The 18,366-nt window shown below is 61.3% G+C and carries 14 protein-coding genes and 3 pseudogenes; 8 read left to right on the top strand and 9 right to left on the bottom strand.

The annotated features are described in order from the left end of the window. Positions 1-577 (top strand): IS30 family transposase (locus ACX80O_RS16085; protein WP_459334074.1); only part of this gene is annotated, 577 nt, incomplete at its 5' end. Positions 578-612: 35 nt separating this feature from the next. Here ACX80O_RS16085 and ACX80O_RS16080 read toward each other — a convergent pair. The 7 genes and pseudogenes from ACX80O_RS16080 to ACX80O_RS16050 form a co-directional block, all read right to left on the bottom strand. After that, positions 613-1,324: pseudogene (locus ACX80O_RS16080) on the bottom strand (transposase); the annotation flags it as partial. Positions 1,325-1,723: 399 nt separating this feature from the next. Next, positions 1,724-3,154 (bottom strand): NADH-quinone oxidoreductase subunit N, encoded by a 1,431-nt coding sequence (locus tag ACX80O_RS16075; protein WP_459334073.1) that lies wholly within the window; start codon positions 3,152-3,154, stop codon positions 1,724-1,726. Between the two features lie 4 nt (positions 3,155-3,158). Beyond that, a complete protein-coding gene (locus ACX80O_RS16070; protein ID WP_459334072.1) occupies positions 3,159-4,655 on the bottom strand; it encodes a complex I subunit 4 family protein in 1,497 nt (498 codons plus the stop codon). Beyond that, positions 4,652-6,583: a proton-conducting transporter transmembrane domain-containing protein gene (locus ACX80O_RS16065; RefSeq protein ID WP_459334071.1), complete on the bottom strand. Its 1,932-nt coding sequence runs from the start codon at positions 6,581-6,583 to the stop codon at positions 4,652-4,654. The genes ACX80O_RS16070 and ACX80O_RS16065 overlap by 4 nt, the downstream gene beginning before the upstream one ends. Beyond that, positions 6,580-6,882 carry an NADH-quinone oxidoreductase subunit NuoK gene (gene nuoK, locus ACX80O_RS16060; protein WP_459334070.1) on the bottom strand — a complete coding sequence of 101 codons (303 nt, stop codon included), beginning with the start codon at positions 6,880-6,882 and terminating at the stop codon, positions 6,580-6,582. Before nuoK ends, ACX80O_RS16065 begins: the two co-directional genes overlap by 4 nt. After that, a complete protein-coding gene (locus ACX80O_RS16055; RefSeq protein WP_459334069.1) occupies positions 6,879-7,439 on the bottom strand; it encodes an NADH-quinone oxidoreductase subunit J in 561 nt (186 codons plus the stop codon). Before ACX80O_RS16055 ends, nuoK begins: the two co-directional genes overlap by 4 nt. A gap of 5 nt (positions 7,440-7,444) precedes the next feature. Then, positions 7,445-8,380 (bottom strand): complex I subunit 1 family protein, encoded by a 936-nt coding sequence (locus ACX80O_RS16050; protein ID WP_459334068.1) that lies wholly within the window; start codon positions 8,378-8,380, stop codon positions 7,445-7,447. A gap of 406 nt (positions 8,381-8,786) precedes the next feature. Between ACX80O_RS16050 and ACX80O_RS16045 the strand changes: the two genes are divergently transcribed. Continuing rightward, positions 8,787-9,203 carry a hypothetical protein gene (locus ACX80O_RS16045; protein WP_459334067.1) on the top strand — a complete coding sequence of 139 codons (417 nt, stop codon included), beginning with the start codon at positions 8,787-8,789 and terminating at the stop codon, positions 9,201-9,203. A gap of 356 nt (positions 9,204-9,559) precedes the next feature. Here the strand turns inward: ACX80O_RS16045 and ACX80O_RS16040 are convergent, their stop codons facing one another. Next, positions 9,560-9,910 carry an NADH-quinone oxidoreductase subunit A gene (locus ACX80O_RS16040; protein ID WP_459334066.1) on the bottom strand — a complete coding sequence of 117 codons (351 nt, stop codon included), beginning with the start codon at positions 9,908-9,910 and terminating at the stop codon, positions 9,560-9,562. A gap of 646 nt (positions 9,911-10,556) precedes the next feature. Between ACX80O_RS16040 and ACX80O_RS16035 the strand changes: the two genes are divergently transcribed. From ACX80O_RS16035 to ACX80O_RS16020, 4 genes are all read left to right on the top strand, one after another. Next, complete coding sequence (locus ACX80O_RS16035) at positions 10,557-10,679, top strand: hypothetical protein (protein WP_459334065.1); 123 nt, start codon at positions 10,557-10,559, stop codon at positions 10,677-10,679. After that, complete coding sequence (locus ACX80O_RS16030; RefSeq protein ID WP_459334064.1) at positions 10,663-11,178, top strand: class F sortase; 516 nt, start codon at positions 10,663-10,665, stop codon at positions 11,176-11,178. Before ACX80O_RS16035 ends, ACX80O_RS16030 begins: the two co-directional genes overlap by 17 nt. Positions 11,179-11,965: 787 nt before the next feature. Next, positions 11,966-13,105 carry an FAD-dependent oxidoreductase gene (locus ACX80O_RS16025; protein ID WP_459334063.1) on the top strand — a complete coding sequence of 380 codons (1,140 nt, stop codon included), beginning with the start codon at positions 11,966-11,968 and terminating at the stop codon, positions 13,103-13,105. 238 nt (positions 13,106-13,343) lie between these two features. Continuing rightward, positions 13,344-13,793, top strand: a complete 450-nt coding sequence (locus ACX80O_RS16020; protein ID WP_459334062.1) for a MerR family transcriptional regulator — start codon at positions 13,344-13,346, stop codon at positions 13,791-13,793. A gap of 573 nt (positions 13,794-14,366) precedes the next feature. On the opposite strand, the pseudogene ACX80O_RS16015 reads toward ACX80O_RS16020, so the two are convergent. Further along, positions 14,367-15,661: pseudogene (locus tag ACX80O_RS16015) on the bottom strand (ISL3 family transposase). A gap of 378 nt (positions 15,662-16,039) precedes the next feature. On the opposite strand from ACX80O_RS16015, the gene ACX80O_RS16010 reads away from it, so the two are divergent. Together ACX80O_RS16010 and ACX80O_RS16005 are read left to right on the top strand one after the other, a co-directional pair. Further along, on the top strand, positions 16,040-16,945 hold the full coding sequence (locus ACX80O_RS16010; RefSeq protein ID WP_459334061.1) for a sulfurtransferase: 906 nt from the start codon (positions 16,040-16,042) through the stop codon (positions 16,943-16,945). A 424-nt stretch (positions 16,946-17,369) separates the two neighbouring features. Then, positions 17,370-18,272, top strand: a pseudogene (locus ACX80O_RS16005) (MBL fold metallo-hydrolase); the annotation flags it as partial. Between the last annotated feature and the right edge of the window lie 94 nt (positions 18,273-18,366).

The following is an 18,366-nucleotide window of genomic DNA, read 5'->3' as shown; positions in this document are numbered from 1 at the left end:
CACCAACCGGACCGCGCGCTCACGAAGCTCATCCGGATACTTCCTCGGTGCTGCCATAAAGGCTCATCCTTTCAAGGAATCAACACCCTCCATTAAACCCGGGGCGGTTCAGCCCGGGCATTGGGAAGGCGATCTCATTACCGGCGCCCTGAACCAATCGGCGATCGGAACTCTCGTTGAACGCTCCAGCAGATTCGTCTCGCTCGTGCACCTCGAGCACGACCACACCGCTGAAACCGTGCGCGACGGGCTGGTGAAGACCGTGATCCAACTACCTGATGCCTTACGTCGATCGCTAACTTGGGACCAGGGGGCCGAGATGTCCGAACACGTCTCGTTTCAAGTCGCGACCGACATGAACGTCTATTTTTGCGATGCCGGAAGCCCCTGGCAGCGCGGCAGCAACGAGAACACCAACGGCTTGTTGCGCCAATACTTCCCCAAGAGCACGAGTCTCTCGACCCACACCGCGGAAGATCTTCGAGCAGTTGCCGCTGAACTCAACGAGCGCCCACGCAAGTCCCTGGACTGGGACACCCCGGCAGAGCGACTGCATGCTTTACTGGAACTCACATAGCGGGCCGGTGTTGCGACGATGCCTAGAATTCAAGCCGTGGGGTGTTCGGTGATGTCAGTCAGCCATTTCTGGTTCGGCGCCGCAGCGGTGAAGTCCCGGTCCACGAGGTCGTCGTGAACCGGCGGGCCGGTCTTGATCCCGGAGCGGCGCCGACGGTGGATATTACCGAGAGGATGCCATTTGCTGAACACAGCCGCCAGATCCTTCGTTCACTCACCAACTGGTGAGCGCCGGCGTTGATTTCATCGGCGATGAACCGGTACCCGAAAGCAGGGTCATCCCGGTGATGATCGATGGCCGCGTTGATCAGATGCGCTTCCTCCCAGTCCCGGGAGGAGACGGGGTTCGCGGCCCACAGATAGTAGGCCTGTCTGGAGAAGTTCAACACCCGGCAGGACACTGCGACAGGAACCCTGACCGGGGCATCCTCGGCAGCTAATTCACGGACCAGCGGGTACATCATTTTTTTGGGTTGATGTCCCTGGACAAGTAAGCCACCGCGCGGCGCATCACTTCTGCTTCCTGCTCCAACAAACGGATCCGTTTATTGGCCTCTCGGAGCTTCACGGAATCATCGGACACGGCCCCGGACTTCACCCCGTCTTCGCGGTCGGCGATCTTCAGCCAGCGGTGCAAAGCCGCGGGCGAAACCCCGAAGTCCTTCGCGATCTGGGTAATGGGCGCTTCGCCCTTTCGGGCAACCGCGATAACGTCACGGCGGAACTCTTCAGGAAAGGCTTTGGGCATGATGAACATCCTTCCACCAGCAAGGATCAAATCCTCACAGGCAAAGTGTCAAGCAAACCTTCAGCAGCCCCGATTGTTAGTACTTGCCTGTGCGAGGGGTGTGGCTATTTATTCGAGGTTGTTGTGTGTCTAATCGCTGAGAGTTCCGAGGCGTTCTTTGTATTCGCCGGTAGTGAGGTCACCGTCGGGAGTATCGGGAACACCTCAAAACGCTCGGCGGATAAACGCTGCATCTGACCCATCGGCGCAAAAAATACAGTAGACGAACTGACAGGCGAAGGCACCGCGCTTCAATGGCGACGGAAGCATCAGAGGGTCCGTCCAGCGCGGTCGGATAGACCTCTTCGGGGTGATGGCTCGGGTGAAGGAGGCCCGGTTAGCTTCTGGAAATCGAGACTGTCAGCGAACGAGCTGACCATCAACGAACGGCCAGAGCAGGCCTGCGAAAATGCCGAAAGCGAGTACGGTTCCGGCAGTTGTCAGGGCCGAGGCAGTGGCCCAGCGCCGGGAACCAACTGCAATCCTCGCCGCTTCACCGGATGGGCGCGACTGGAACACGGGCCCGATCCAGCGCAGGTAGTAGAACAGGCTCGCGACCGTATTGAGCGCGGCAATCACCACCAGCCATGCGAATCCGCCATCCCAGCCGGCGGCGAAGGTTGTTAGTTTACCGACGAACACCGCGGTCGGGGGTGTGCCGACCAGACTCAAGAGGCTGATCAGCAGTGCCCCTGCCAACCATGGGGCCGTTCGGGCCAGTCCGCGGTAGTCCTTCAGCGCATACTGTCCTGTGGCGGCGATGACGGCGAAGGCGCAGACGTTTGATACGGCGTAGGCGGCCAGGTAGAAGAGCATTGAGGGCAGCGCCAGGGTGCTGTGTCCTGCGACGGCAACCGGTATCAGAAGGTAGCCGGCCTGGCTGACGGTGGACCACCCGAGCAGCCGCCGGGCGTCGGTCTGCGCGAAAGCGGCGAAGTTCCCGATGGTCATGCTGGCAACAGCAATGAGACCGATTAGCAGGGGCCAGTCAACTGTGTCCGGGATTGTTGTCAGTAGCCGGTACGCCGCGATGAGGGCACCTATTTTGGGCACCGTAGTTAGAAAAGCGGCCGCGGTTACCCCTGAACCCTGGGCAGCGTCCGGTACCCAAAAATGGCCTGGCACCACGCCGGCTTTAAAGGCCAGTCCGCCCAGGACCCCGACCAGGCCTGCTGCGATGGCACCCGCGGGTGCATTGCTCAGCCCGGTTTCCAACTGGTTATAGGTGCTCGCTCCTGCGAGGGCGTAGAGGATCGTGACTCCTAACAGCAGTGCGATGCCGAGGAATGCTCCCAACAGGTAGGTTTTCAGTGCCGCTTCGGCTGCGCGCGGTGAGCGTCCCATGCCGATCAAGGCGTAGAGCGGAATGCTGGCCAGCAGGTACGCCACGGCAAGGATCAGCAGATCACTGGTCCCGGACATCACCATGGCGCCCAGGGCTGAGAGCAGCATCAGGGAATATGTTTCACTCTCCCGCGCGGTGCCGCTGAGTTCTTCGGCACCCAGGCAGATCACCAGCAGGGTGCTAAGGCAGATGATCAGGCGGGCAGCCCCGGTGGGTGCGTCGACGGCGAAGCTGTCCTCGAATACCGTGCGGGTCTGCCCGAAAATCCCGGCCGCTGCGGTTACTGCGCCGCTGATCAACGCCAGGACCGCGATCAGCCGGCTGACCCATTGGCTGTTCCGGGGCAGGAAAGATCCTGCCAGCAGTGCAGTGATGGCCCCCGCGAGGACGAACATTTCCGGGGCAAGGACCGAAAAGTCCATGCTCATGCGCATGTCAGCGTCCATACGGTTACCGTCCGACAAGGCTGGCGACGGTCGCCGCGGCGGGCTCGATCAGATCCAGCAGCGGACGGGGGAACACACCGATGAGCAGTGACAGGAACAGTAACGGGCCGATGGAGAGCAGTTCCGGGGCTCGCAGGTCGGTGAATCCGGCGGATTTTCCTTGCACCGACCCGGTGAGTAGACGCTGAACGGCGATCAGGAACAGGGCCGCGGTGATCAGGATGCCCGGCAGTGCCAGTGCCGTCCACGGGACGGTGCCGATGGCGCCGGCGAAGATCTGGAATTCGGCGATGAACCCGCTGAAGCCGGGCAGGCCGAGGGACGCGAACGCTCCGACCGAGAAGAGGACCGCGAATTTCGGTGCAGGTCCGGCGAGCCCTCCGTAGGAGCCCATGTCGTAGGTTCCGGCCCGATCATGCAACACCCCGGCGAGCAGGAACAGGGCCGCGGTGATCAGCCCGTGGCTGACCATCTGGGTGAGCGCCCCGGTGACGGCGACTTCCCGCGCTGCGGCGTCACTACCGCCAGCCACACCGGCTGCGCCGACAGCGATTACCACATAACCCATGTGGTTGACCGAGGTGTAGGCGATCATCCGTTTCAGGTCGGTCTGGGCCAGAGCAACCAGCGCCCCATACAGCACCGAGATGACACCGACCACGATGATCAGCCAGGCCCAGTCCCGCCACGCGTCAGGGAGCATGGGCATCGCGATCCGCACGAACCCGTAGGTGCCCATTTTCAGGAGGATTCCGGCAAGGACCGCGGACCCGATTGCTGGTGCGTCGGTGTGGGCCGGGGGAAGCCAGGTGTGAAAGGGAAAGGTGGGGGTTTTGATGGCCAGGCCCAGAAGGATCGCACCGAGGACGAAACTGCCGGCCACAGGGTCGCCGTTCAACGGTGCCAGTCGGGCGAGTTCGACCATGTCGAAAGTTCGGGGCTCGGAGTAAAGGTACAGCCCGATGAAACCGAGCAACAGGGCCAGGGACCCCAGGAACGTGTAGAGGAAGAACTTCAGCGCGGACCTGGCCGCGTTGCCGTGGCCCCACCCGGTAATGACGAAGTACATTCCCACAATCGACAGGTCGAAGAACAGGAAGAACAGAATAAGGTCCTGTGCCGCGAACAGACCCAGGCATGCGGCCTGCAGGAAAAGGAACAGGGCGGCCTGCGCCCGGGGGCGGTTGCGTTCCTTCAGCGCATAGATGGAACAGGCAAGGAAAACGACCACGGTCAAGGCCAGCAACGGCAAGGACAACCCATCCACACCCACGTGATAGCTGCTGCCCACGTTGGGAATCCACGCGACCTGTTCCTCGAACGCCAACCCGCCGTCCTGTGGCTCCTCGTAGGTAGCCCACATGCCAGCGAGAAGGGCTGTGTCTGCGGCGGCTACGAGAACCCACGCCCATCGGGCTGCCCTGTCCGGGATCCCCGGAAGCACCGCCAGTACGACGGCGGCGGCAAGGGGCAGGAAAACGACGAGACTGAGCACGGTCACCTCACAAGAAGTAGGAGGACGAGTGCCGCTGAGAGAACCACAGCGGCTTGGGCGTAGTAGTGGTGAACCTGACCTGTTTGCGGGCGGCGTGCCAGGGACCCGAGCCTGCGGGCGCCGCGGCCTGCGGCTTCCACCGCCGCATCAACCCCGTGGGTATCCGTCTTCGCCGCTGCAGTGGCCGCGGACAGTCCACCGCGAGAGGCAGCCTCGACGGCGCCATCGATTCGTTCATCATCGAACCGGGCCGCGCCCCGAGCGGCGCCGGCGACAGAGGCTGCACCCGCCCACACACCACGATCCAGAACCCGGTCATCGAAACGTGCCAGGGAACTGGCCAGAGCCAGGGCTGGCCGCACGATGAGCAGGTGGGTGCCACGTTCGAGTCCAAGCCACCCCGCCGCCCATCGTGGCTCCACCACACCGAACCGGGCCACCGCGAAGAGCACAGCCACAGCCAGGACCGCGGAGAGCGCCAGTTCCCACCATCCGGCGGTAGGCGAAGACTGATCCCCCAGTACAGCGCGCAAAACCTCACCGACCGAGGGCAGAGCGAGCATCCCGAGCAGCGCAGCGCCCACGGCGAGGAGAACCAACGGAACCCGCTCCCACACGCCGATGTGCCGGGTGCCGTGTTCCTCGGTGTCATACTCGGCAACGGTGTCAGCTAGCGGCTTACGCCATACGATGATCAGGGCCTTGCCTGCGTAGGCCGCTGAGAGCATGGACGCAGCCAGACCAACGACATAAAGGGCCGGGGATTCCTCCAGGGCTGCCGCGAGAACCTCGTCCTTGGTCGCCCAGAGCGAGAGCGGAGCAACCCCGGCAAGGCTCAGCGCCCCGACCGCGAAGGTCACTCCTACCAGCGGCCACCGTCGTCCTGCTCCCCGCAGGGCTTGAAGTTTCTTGGTTCCCAGTGCGGCGAGCCAGGCGCCGGCGGCGAGGAACAACAGGGCTTTGGTTGCCGCGTGGGCCACCAGGTGGGCGGTCCCGCCGGCGGTTGCGCCGAGCCCGGCACCGAGCACCACAAAACCAAGCTGCGCCGCCGTCGAGGCCGCCAGTAACTGCTTGAGGTCTTTCTGCGCCATGGCGACCGCTCCCAACACCAGGGCTGTCAGCACCCCGACCCAGGACGCCGCAGTAGCGGCCCATCCGGTTGCCTCCAACAACGGCACCATACGCAGCAGCAAGTACCCGCCCATCGCCACCATCGCGGCCGAGTGCAGCAAGGCGCTGACCGGACTCGGGCCTTCCATCGCGCGGGAAAGCCAGAAGCTGAACGGCAACTGAGCGGCCTTACCCAACGCCGCCACGAGAATCCCGGCCGCAATGACGTGCCGCCACCCCTCCGGAGCGCCGGCCAGCTCATCCAAAGCGAGCCCACTACCGGCCGCCAGGGCTGCTCCCGCGGCCACATAGAGGCCCAGGTCCGCCCCGCGGGTAGTCAAAAAAGCCGTCAGACCGGCCGACACCCGGTCCTGTTCCTGCCACCGGAACCCAATCAGGGCATAAGACATCGCGCCCATCAACTCCCAGGAGAACAACAGGGCCGGCAGCGTGGTCGCGGTCGCCGTCACGATTACCGCCGCAACGAAAATGAGCATCAACCCGTGGAACCTCGCCTGCGGTGCCACTTCCGGTGCTATGTCTTTCGCTGAAGCGAAAACCAACACCAACAGCGCGACTACCGCGACCGATGGAAGGACCACCGCCGAAAGGGAATCAACGGCCAACCCGAAACCGGCACCCTGAATGAAAGGTACCGTCACCGACGGGCGAACCACGGCTACTGCCACAGCCAGCACCGTGATGACCAAAGCGACAACCAGCGATACGGGAACAGCAGCCCTGGCAAGGCGGTTTCCGCCCAGGCACAGCACTGTTCCTGCCACTAAAGGTAAGCCGATCAGGACCCAGAGCAACGCGCTCATCCGGAAAGATCCGTTGCCATGTCGGTCATGTCGGATTCCCGTGAGCGATGGAGCAGCGTGGCGACAGCGAAACCCATCGCCATTTCCACAGTCATCGCGGCGATCACCACCAGCAGCAAGACCTGCCCATCAGGGGCCGGGGCAAGGAACCACCACAATCCCGCGGCCGCGAGAATCACCCCGTTGAGCATCAACTCCAGGCCCATCATCACCATGACCACCACCTGCTGGGACAGAGCCCCATACAACCCCACACAAAACAAGGCGGCGGACACCACTAGAACCGCATCCAACGTCATGGTTGCCCGCCCCCCTGTCCGGGCCCTCGCGGCGGCCTGATTCGAAGGTCATCACCGAAACGGTCGTAGCGCCCCCGCGGGTTGGTCAGCACCAGTGCAGCAACGAGCGTGGCGAACAACACCGGGCTCACCGTAAGCATCACCAACATTTTCGAACCCATGATGGCCTCACCCAGCGACTGCGTCAGATCAGCCGCCGGGACACCCCGGCGCTCGGGCCAAGGCACCAACAACGCACCCCCTGCCAGGATAATGAACGCCCCAACAGACACGGCCAGCGACCCGCGCTTGTTGTGGACCATGCTCATCGGCATCAGGGCCGGGTTCATCCCCATGAACATGATCATGAACACCGCCATGATGGCCATCTCCATCACCATCATCAAAATGGTGATCACCCCGATATATTCCAGATTGAACAACAGCAGCATGACCCCGACAGCCACGAAAGACACTGCCAACGCGTACGTGGCCCTCGCCATGGAATCCACCCGGAACACCGCAACACCTGCCGCGACCGCGACAACTGCCAGGAACCAGAAAGCACCAGTGATCACGGCTGTCAGCCCCCCACCACTGTCAGACTGACAAAAAGGACCTGAAGGAGCACCGCCGGCAGGACCAGAATCCAGGCCGCCTCCACCAACCGGTCCGGCCGTACGGCAGGCAGCAGGCGCCGCACCCCGATGAACACAGCCAACACCGCCAAGGTCTTCACCAACGTCCACACCCACGGTGGAGCAAACGGACCGGACCCGCCGCCTAGGAACAACGCCACAGCCAAGCCCGCCCCTGCACTCAAAAGTGCGTACCGCCCCGCCAGTACCAGCAACCGATCAACGCCGGACAGCTCCGCCAGAACGCCCCCGGCAATATCCCGGCCCGCAGCGGGGCTGAAGGGCCCCCATACCGAAAAAGCCAGCACCCCCCCACAGAACACTAGAAATGCCACCGGCATCCATACGACGAACCACAGCCCCTCCTGGGCCGCGACCACGTCCCCCACACGCAGACTTCCAGCTGCCACGGCAGGAGCTGTCAGGGCGAACATTAAAGGCAGCTCATACGATAGAGCCTGTGCCAGGAACCGGTACCCACCTACCAAGGCGTGGGCGCTGTTAGCTCCCCACCCTGCCAACCACACCAATGCCCACACCATCACATCCATGGCGTTGAACCACACGATTCCTACCGAAAGGTCCGCCACCGTCCAATCGCCCAACGGCACCACCACAACTTTCAGCAGGGCCACCACAAGCAGACCAGCTACTCCGATACGCCACAAAGGGATATCAGCCGCGATGATCAACCGCCGTCTCTGACGCAACAAACGAGCCGACTCCACCACCGGTCGGACGACTCCGGATAGCGCCGGCCGACCATCCGATCGCGCCCCCAACACGCCATCAAAAGCCGCCGCCGCCAAAGCGACAACACCAAGGACAACAGCAGCCAACACCGCCCACCACGAACCAACCTGAACAACGCCCTCAGACATGATCAGAGTCCTCAGTTCCGATACCAGCTGTGTCTATGGCCAAAGCCGCGACCACCAACCGCGCAGCAGCGAGATCAAGGCCGATCACCATGCCCGGCAACTCCTGCAACCTAGACCTTTCCTCCTCCACCGTCGGTTTCACAGCCAGGACCGCGCTATCAGAGGCAGTGTCCGCAGCTATTCGGGCCTCACCCAACCACTTTCTAAGGCTTTCCAACACCACCGGAAGTTCTCTCAAGGACCAGGCAAGTACCCGTGAACGACCAACCCGCCGCATCAGCCGGTCAAGTTCCGCTGTCACCTGCCCCAACGGCATGCCTCCCAGCACGGCGTCACGGACCCGGAACGCCCTCGATGAGGGTTGCTCCCACCCAGCCAAGGCCAGTAACCGGCCGATACTGTCACAGTGCCGCGCACACAATCGACGCCGCGCAGCATCACTGGCCCTCAAGGTTTCCCCATCCCCAGCATCTCCGGCACCATTTGGCAGCGTCCCCGGGGATGCTGCCTGTCCCGCCAGCACTGCAACCGATGCATCCGTGATGACATCCCCCTGCAGTCCACAACGCAGAACCAGACCAGCAGGCCAATGAGGCAACACCGGACCCAACGGGACATGGAGAACATCAAGATCAAGCCCATCTCGATCCGTGCCGCCCTCCGCCAGAGGTATACCACCCGGCATCGGCATATCCATGCCGCCGTCGGAGTGATCCATCGCGTTGACGTCTTTCGGGGAATCCTCCCGCTCAGCGCCGGACACACCCCGGTGGGTCATGCCTTCGCCATCGGTGCCAGATTCATCCGTTCGGGCATCTTCTAGTGGGGGGCTTGTTGCCCCGCGGTGAAAGCGTGTGGAAGCGTCGTCACGCTGAGCCGTGTGGTTAAGGAGCGAGACGTTTGCCTCCTCGAGGGCTTTCTCGATGGCCTGTGGGCAGCTGGCGATCACCCGTGCCCGCGGCCCGGGTAGCTGGTCCCACACCCGGTCGCAGACACTCGCGAGTGCTGGGCCGGGAGTGCCGCAGACAAATAAGACATCCGCTTCACCCGCGGACACCGCCTCGACCCACCCGCGGCGGCGCAACTCATGTTCGGCACGCATCCTCGTATCCCCCCAACCAGGGACCTCAACTACGAGAACATGCACACGATGTACAGCTAATCTCGCTAAACCGCCTGCTAAGTCCACCTCAGCGCACCCTCCCGCCAAGCCCACACCACGCCAACCATCAGGACACCCAGGAAAACGAACATCTCGATCACCGCCTCAAAGCCGGCATTGGCGACAATAACCGCCCACGGATACATGAACAGCATCTCGATATCGAAAGCCAGAAAGAGCATGGTCAAGGGATAAAAACGGGCATGATAGCGCGACAACGCATGTTCTTCCGGCGCCCATCCAGACAAAAACGGTCCACCCTCAAACGGCTCTCTGTGGACAGCAGCGAACCTGGCAACGAGATACAGGCTGCTGATAACTCCCGCTGCAACCAAAAGCATGAACAAAATACTGAGATAAGCGGACAAAACCGGCTCCTCACAGGTGTGGATTTTACTGTTGCTTCGCGACTACTACAACTCATCGTACGATCCCGAAGTCATTTCGACCGGGAAAACACATTTCATACACCGGTGCACAAACGGGACTACCCCAGTTCAATCACTTGAAGCCAGAACAAGCTGCCGAACTCTGAGGATCAAACCTCCGGGCACACCTATTCGTTGCCCACACCACGACCGACAGCACTATCACGGCCTTCAGCCACGACAACCAACGTTCCGTGCAGTCGACTTTTTGATGATGACAGATTCTGGGACTGTCGACCTCGAAGGACGTGTGGCGGTGAAGGACCGGCTATTGGGACGACAGGGCCGCCAATCGAAGCTGCGGTTAACCGCCGTTCCTGGCTAAAGGTCGCAGGCGGCGACCTTGAAGATTAGCTTGCTCCGGTTGCTTGCTGGTCAATCGGTTTGACGAGGAACCCATCCGTTTCGACGGTTGTTTCGAAGAATAGTCAAGCACGTTGGTTGGGGGCTTGCAGGAGCAACGTCAAGGAACATCCCTCCAAGTCCCACGAACTGATTGGACAAAGCTCATTATGCTTAGCTCACCCAACGGACGTCGCAGTGGCTACCTAGCCTCAGCAGCAGTTGCTGCTCTCATCCTTACAGGTTGCGCAACAGAAGCCCCACCCCAAGGCCAGGGAACGGCGTCGGCGCCGACGGTTTCCTCGTCGCCCGCGGTTCCGGCTCCCACACCGACACCCACGCCGACACCTGTGCCGCCTGCACCTGAAATTCCCGCGGCGGCGGCCCCTGCTCCTACCCAGCTGCCGGTGCTGCCCGAGTCGGCCCCGGTTTCATTCAACGTGCCCGCCATCGACGCCGGATCAGAGCTGCTTAGCCTTGGACTACGTGAAAACGACTCACTGGAGGTTCCTCCAGATGGCCCCGGCGCGCCGGCGAGCTGGTATAACGATTCCCCCACCCCCGGTGAACGCGGACCAGCTGTCCTCTTAGGCCACGTCAATGCAACCGGCGGGGGACCAGGCGTCTTCGCCGATCTGCGCAAGCTTAAGCCCGGGGACACCATTGATGTGCTTCGTGAAGACGGCACCACGGCGACCTTCGTCTTCGATCGCGGCGAACAGTACGTCAAGGACGAGTTTCCGACTCAGACGGTCTACGGCAACACGGAGGGTTCCGAACTGCGCCTGATTACCTGCGACGGCTATAACCCAGATACCGGTGAATTCGACGACAACTACGTTGTCTACGCAAAGCTGGTCACCTAAGACCTGTGAATCCGATAGGCGCTGCTGCCGCCCCGATCAACGATCCCTTACTAGTGACTGGGTTCACGCTATTTAGGACCACTCTGCAGTTCGTAGTGGTGCGGCGAATTCGAAGAGCCCAGTCAAGAGGTAACTAAAACTCGGCACAGCCCATGCTGATAATGCCTTTTAGGACGCCGACGATGGCATAGGTAGGAAGATTAGGGCACTGTGCTTGTTGTGCCGGTCCTGGCGATACCGGAGTCAGAGTGGCTTCCAATACCTTCAAAAGTGTCAGATCAACGCGTCCGTAGCGGGCGATAAGCTTGATGAGCGTCCTTCCGTGTGCGGCTTCGACTAGTTCGTTCACGAGCCCGGCTGCGCTCGTATATCTGATCGGGCATCCCTTTTGGTGGTTGAGGCGCCGATGCCGATGAGCAAGTGAGATTTGCCGGTGCTGAAGTTCTCGAACCGGTACATGGGCTGGCTTTTGCGGATTCACGCCCGGTGGCCAGGGTGTGGGTAGCCGCAAGTTGTATTTCGAGTTCACTTTGGAACCTAAAATCCCTAAGCCACTTGTTCCGGGGAAAGTTCGCGGCCTTCACACATAGCAGCGAGGGGTGCCGGTTCTCAACGTCACACTCGGCCAGCCACCTAGGCCGCTAAGGCAGAAGTGTTCATTCCCGACGCTTCGCGAGCAAAACAACATGAGCTGACGCGAACCTATTGCGATGGTCTTGACCTTCCAGTGAATGGAAGGTTTACGGTTGCGGTTCAGATAGAAGCGACGACAGTGAGGTGGTAAGAGATGGTGGAGAATCACGGCCGACGAGCTCTAGTGATCGGGGCAGGAGTGATCGGGCTAACGACGGCGTTGTCCTTGCGGAAGGAAGGCTGGAACGTGACGGTGGTCGCCGAGAGTTTCGCTCCGGAAGTTACCTCGACCGCAGCGGGGGCGGTGTGGGAGTGGCCACCATCGGTATGTGGACGCCACCATGACGAGATCCTGCTGGAGAAATCCAAGGCATGGGCTATGGCTTCATACGAGCAGTTCCGAGAGCTGGCTAAACGGCCGCAGGAAACTGGCGTGTTCATTCGGCCAGCCGTTTTCTACTTTCGGTACCCGATCGCTTCCCGCCCGGCTGAGTTAGCGAAGATGCATGATATTGCTCGCAATGTTCCAGGTTTTGTTCACGATCCGGCGTTGGCCGATGCTGGGGGAGTGAGCCCGGGGGCCGGTGTTCAGGACGCTTACTCATACCTCGCCCCGGTGGTGGATACCGAAAAGTACATGTCCTGGCTACAAGGGGAAGCCCTGAATGCTGGCTGTCAGCTGGTCCCCTACCGGGTCTCGGGCGACCTGCGTGAGCAGGAGCAGGGGCTCCGGGAAGAGTTCGGTGTTGAGGTGGTTGTGAACTGCTCTGGACTGGGCTCGATCGAGCTAGCTGGTGACAGCGCCCTGTCGCCGCACCGCGGAGCCTTGATCCGCGTCCGCAACGATGGGACGAAGATGCCGCGGATCACCAGCGTTCATGCTGTGGCCAACGACGCGGACACCGATGAGCAGGACATGATCTTCATTGTCCCTAAGGGAGAGGACCGGCTGTTGCTGGGGGGGCTGGTGGAGCCAGACGAATGGGGCCTCGACATCGGCTTGGATAACTATGAGCCGGTTCGGGAGATGCTCCGTCGCTGCATTGAGTTCTTCCCGGTGCTCGCTGATGCTGAGATCGACGAGTTCGAACCGGTGCGCGCTGGGTTGCGCCCCTTCCGAACTCACAGCATCCGGCTGGAGGTCGAACCGGGCACCCGCATTGTGCACAACTATGGCCACGGTGGGGCCGGGGTGACTCTGTCTTGGGGTTGCGCCGAGGACGCCATGCGGCTGGTAGAGCAGCTCGCCAGTGAGTCACGCGAAGCATATTACGCAGGCTCCCCGCCCGGGTAGCGGCGTCGTTTGGGCCGGTGCGTGCTTGACGGCCTCCCAGGGTCCCTCTCCATCTGTCCCGGGTGTTAAGGGACGGGAGGGAGCTCCCTTCGTGTGGACAGCCGATCTTTTCGTGTGCGGACGGGTGATGTCCCTGCCCGGGAGGACGGAGAATCTACCGGTTGTCAGGTCAGGGGGGTGGCAACCAGGGTTCTTACGACACCTCCCGCCCAGCTGTAATATCTGTTAAGGAGGAATGATGAGAATTGGTGAAGTTGCTCAGCTAGCGGGCGTAAATCCGAAAACGATTCGGTACTACGAATCCATCGGTGTTCTTGCGGCGCCCGCCCGGATGGGCTCTGGGTATCGAAATTATGATGAGTCGTTTTACGACCGGTTATCGTTCATTCGGACCGCCCGGCGGTTGGGCGTCACCCTGGATGAGGTGAAAGAAATTCTGTCCTTTAGCGAGCGGGGAGAGACACCGTGCGCGTATGTCCTCGGTGTTCTTGATGCGCAGCTGGAAGGGATCGATCGCCGTATAGAAGAACTTGAACTGCTGCGTGAGCAACTGACGGAAATCACATCGGAAGCAGACCGGATTCCGCCAGGGGATATCAGTGGCACCTGCCGGTTGATTGAACATGCCCGCCACCAAACCGATGACGCCACAAACAGTTGGGATCGACGGCGTTTGGCTGTTCGATAAACCTTCAGCCGACGAGTGGGGTGTTTTGATGGAAGGACGGACTCGGTTACCGTTCCTGCGGTTCACTTCGTTACCGTCTGAACCGCGCGGCGAGCTATCTATAAGGGGACCCCGTCACGAGTAAATACGCGCGCACCAGTCACGTCGAGGAACAAGCGGAGCAGAAACTCATGTCTGAGCTCCTCCTTGGAATAGCCCAAGGCGCCCGGGAGGCGTTCACCGCTTTCTATCGACTAACGTCGCACGGAGTTTACATGTTACGCGACGGATCATCCTGGGTGTGGAACTCGCTCTGGACACCACCGAGCCGTCGATAAAGTACGCAGCGAATAAGCTGGCACGAATTGCGGGCCCCGATGGTGCACCGTCAATTAGGGCGACGAGTACGATGTCGTCGCGGAAACTGTCGCCGACCCGGCGGTAGGGCAAGGCTTCGCCTGGTGCTTGCTGAGTCTTTCCTGTCGCCAACGCGAGGCGGTCACGCCTGCCCATTACTACTGCTTGACTTAACGCGAGGTGGCACCCCGGCTTGATTGTCCCTACCCATTGTCAGATCAAAGGTTAAGTGGCTCTTCATGAACGAGGGTGTAGTTGGGGTCTGAAGCCGCCTGATTCGAGCAGGCTGCGGGCGATGTAGTTTGTGAGGTTTCGGAATCCTAGTGCTGAGCCGCGGAGGTGTTCGAGGCGTCCGTTGATGGCTTCGGTGGGGCCGTTGGACGTGCCGGGGCGGTCGAAGAACGCGAGCACGTCAGCGGCACGCTGCTTCAGGGTGCGGCCGAGCCGACGGATCTCGGTCAGGGCGGCGGGGACGCCGCTGGTAACCGCGTTGATGACGGCCTGCATCATCTTCCTTCCCCTTCTTCTCGTCGGGTGCCCGGTACGCGGCAACGATCCGCTGATAGATGCCCCACGTCGCTTCGACCTCGACGTGATCCTCGACCGCGAACACCGTAGTGAGTCGGGCCTGCTGCTTCTCCGTCAGCAGGTCCGCGCCGGTATGCAGGGCGCGCCGGGCCCGGTAGAGAGGGTCACCGGCTCTACCCCGGTGTCCGAGTGTGGCCTGTTGGATGCGTTGCCGGCACCGGTCCAGCCCGTCGCCGGCGAGCCGAACGATGTGGAACGGATCCATGACCGGGACCGCGTCGGGAAGCTCCTCGGACGCGGCAGTCTTGAACCCGGTGAACCCATCCATGGCGACCACCTCGATGCCGTCCCGCCATGCCTGCGGCCGATCGGCGAGCCAGGCCTTGAAGACCTGTTTGGAGCGCCCCTCGACCATGTCCAGCAGCCGCGCCGGGCCCGTTTTCTCGCGGATCGGGGTGAGATCGATGATGACCGTCACGTATTTGCCGCCGCGGCGGGTATGCCGCCACACATGCTCATCCACGCCGATCGCGCTCACTCCCTCGAACCTGCCCGGGTCCTCGATCAGTCGGCGCTTGCCCTCCGCGAGGACAGCGTCGTTCGCGGCGCTCCAGGACACGCCGAGCCCGGCTGCGATACGGGACACGGTGAGGTGATCGACCACGAGCGGTCAGGGCCCATCGCAGTCCACCGTGAGAGATCTTCGCCCGAGACGGGGCTGCCTTGGAGGTGTCTTCACGCCAGACCCGCCGGCATCCCGAGCACCGGTACCGACGCACCCGCACCAGCAGTGTCGTGGGCCGATGCCCGAATGGCTCATGCGCCAGCCGACGGGTCACGGTGTCCCTGGGCGCTCCTTCCGCGCCGCATCCGCTGCACCACGCGTCCGGCTCCAGGACGCGACATTCCAGCACGGCACGCTTCGGGTCCAGATGCTGCCCGACGGCCACCAGGCCGAGCTCGTCAAGGCGGCAGAACGTCGTCAGATCAGGGGCAGCAAACATAGGGTTTGAGCACGTCGAGGTCTTTCGGCCGGGATGGTCAGTGTGAGAACTTCCATCCTCCGGGAGACCTCGACCCCTACCTCGCATCAACGCTCAGACGACTACACCCTCGTTCGTGAAGAGCCGGTTAAGTGGGAATGGAACGGCTGCGCATATCCATGGGGAGGCCCGACCGCTGAGGCCTTCATTAGGAGGCTGCAGCCGGGTCGATCAGCTTGTCCGGGCGCAACTGAAACACCTTCAGCTCTACTTTGCGGTGCAACGATAGCAATCTGAACCTTGGTAGTAAAGCACCGATCTAACGGGGGAGGGGTAGCTTTGGTGCGTATTACTATGTAGCATAGTAGTTACTATTCATTTGCTGCAGAGAGGCTTTTAATGACGCTTGAGACAGATCCCCAGGACAAGTTCGCCGACTATGCCAATCCGGAACGGCTTGTTTCCACTCACTGGCTTGCAGGGCACCTGGGCAGCGAAAATCTCATCGTCGTTGAGTCGGATGAGGATGTTCTTCTTTACGACACGGGACATATTCCTGGTGCAGTCAAAATTGACTGGCATACCGATCTCAATGACGAAGTCACTCGCGACTACGTCGATGGCGAAAACTTCGCCAATCTCATGTCGGTAAAAGGTATATCAAGGAATACGACCGTAGTGATTTACGGGGATAAAAGTAACTGGTGGGCCGCCTACGCGTTGTGGGTTTTCACCCTCTTCGGGCACGAAGACGTCCGCCTTCTCGACGGTGGTCGAGATAAGTGGATTGCCGATGGCCGAGAACTGACAACTGACATCCCAGGAACCACCCCTACTTACTACCCCGTCGTCGACCGTAACGACGCCCCCATCCGCGCCTACATGACCGACGTGCACCAGCACTTTGGAAGACCGCTAATTGATGTCCGCTCGATGGATGAATACACTGGCGCCCGGACCCACATGCCCGCCTACCCCGAAGAGGGTGCGCTGCGTGGGGGCCACATTCCCTCGGCAGCGTCGGTGCCATGGGCTCGAGCCGCAGGGGAGGATGGCACATTTCGGACACGGGCGGAGCTCGACGCGATCTACCGCGAAGAAGTAGGACTGGAAAGTGGCGACGAGGTGGTCACCTATTGCCGAATTGGCGAACGGTCCAGCCACACGTGGTTTGTTCTGTCCTATTTACTAGGATTCAAAAACGTCCGCAATTACGATGGCTCCTGGACCGAATGGGGCAACGCCGTGCGCGTACCGATCGCCAGGGGAGCGGAGCCGGGAATCGTTCCTGCTACATCCCGCTAAGAACCATACTTGAGAGTTGGGATATGTAGCGTGAGAAATTGTTCCAGGCTTTGATCTCCCGCTTACTGGCACTTCTCATTGGCCGCACGTTACCCGGCTTTTGTATCCCCGATCTGAAACCCGGTTCTGAAAATCAGGGCCCGATGCGGCACTGATCAGATACTCGACATTCGTGAAGTCGTCTAGGTGGCCAGAGGGGTGGTTTGTCGCTCTGTACACCCCATGTTCGAGTTACACGTCGGGTTATGTGAACTGGATTTTGTTGTCCTGGGGTCGCGGTTTTGCAGCAGCGGCAACCGCAGCGTCGCCGGACGCGCTCAACGAGGCGAGGTTGGCTGGCAGCGTACCAGCCTGCGAACCACCTAAAAACGGCCGAAGAATCTGATTTTTCGAACATGACCGATATACATCTAGGGAGAAAACCATGGACGTCCTCATCATTGAAACCCCGCAACTCGGGGACCGCAGCTACCTGATCCACGACGGCGAGGTAGCACTGGTCATCGACCCTCAACGCGACACTGACCGGGTGGAAAAGGCCGCGTCCGAAGCAGGGGTGCGGATCACGCACATCGCCGAAACCCACATCCATAACGACTACCTCACCGGAGGAGTGGCTTTTGCTAACCAACTCGGCGCGGCGTATCTGGTAAACGCCGCCGATCCGGTGACCTATGAGCGCACCCCGATTAGCGACGGAGAGACCGTCCAGATCGGACGTTTTCTGCTGAAAGCAGTGGCGACCCCCGGCCACACCCATACCCATCTGTCTTACATTGCCACTTCCGAGAATGGTGAACAGGCCGTCTTCTCGGGCGGCAGCCTCCTCTATGGGTCGGTGGGACGAACCGACCTGATCAACGCAGATGACACCGTGGCTCTCACCCACGACCAGTACGCCTCCGTCCGCCGCCTGGTCGAGGAAGCAGCCCATGACGCGGCCCTGTATCCCACCCACGGCTTCGGATCATTCTGTTCCTCCGGCCCCGCCAGCGGTGCTGGAGAATCCACGGTCGGTGAGCAGCTCACCACCAATCACGCGCTCACCGATCCGGACGTTGAGCACTTCGTGCGCGAACTGATAGCGAATCTCACCGCGTACCCCTCGTACTACGCCCATATGGGACCCGCAAACACGGAAGGTCCAGGTCCGGCTGACCTGTCCGTCCCGGATTCCCTGGAACCCGCGGAGCTCTCCCGCCGGCTTGAAGAGGGCGAGTGGGTGGTTGATCTTCGCAACCGGGTAGCCTACGCCAGTAACCACCTGCAGGGATCGGTGAGCTTTGAATACGGCGACGGGTCGAGCTTCATGTCAAGCACCGGGTTTGGTGGAGGGCTTGTTAGACCCGTTCCATCATTTTGATGGTCGGGAGTTTTGAGTAGTAGATGGTTTCGGCTTCCACCGGTGGTCGGTAGCCGAT

The sequence above is a fragment of the Arthrobacter glycogeni genome (assembly GCF_054511155.1).
Note: the sequence above shows the minus strand (reverse complement) of the source record. Positions and strands in the feature narration are given on the sequence as shown.

Bases quoted from the DNA above. Each gene is read 5' to 3' on its own strand.
- ACX80O_RS16020 (WP_459334062.1), top strand. From the start codon at position 13,344: ATGAGAATTGGTGAAGTTGCTCAGCTAGCGGGCGTAAATCCGAAAACG.
- ACX80O_RS16010 (WP_459334061.1), top strand. From the start codon at position 16,040: ATGACGCTTGAGACAGATCCCCAGGACAAGTTCGCCGACTATGCCAAT.
- ACX80O_RS16075 (WP_459334073.1), bottom strand. From the start codon at position 3,154: ATGGACGCTGACATGCGCATGAGCATGGACTTTTCGGTCCTTGCCCCG.
- ACX80O_RS16065 (WP_459334071.1), bottom strand. From the start codon at position 6,583: ATGAGCGCGTTGCTCTGGGTCCTGATCGGCTTACCTTTAGTGGCAGGA.
- ACX80O_RS16050 (WP_459334068.1), bottom strand. From the start codon at position 8,380: ATGTCTGAGGGCGTTGTTCAGGTTGGTTCGTGGTGGGCGGTGTTGGCT.
- nuoK (WP_459334070.1), bottom strand. From the start codon at position 6,882: ATGACGTTGGATGCGGTTCTAGTGGTGTCCGCCGCCTTGTTTTGTGTG.
- ACX80O_RS16025 (WP_459334063.1), top strand. From the start codon at position 11,966: ATGGTGGAGAATCACGGCCGACGAGCTCTAGTGATCGGGGCAGGAGTG.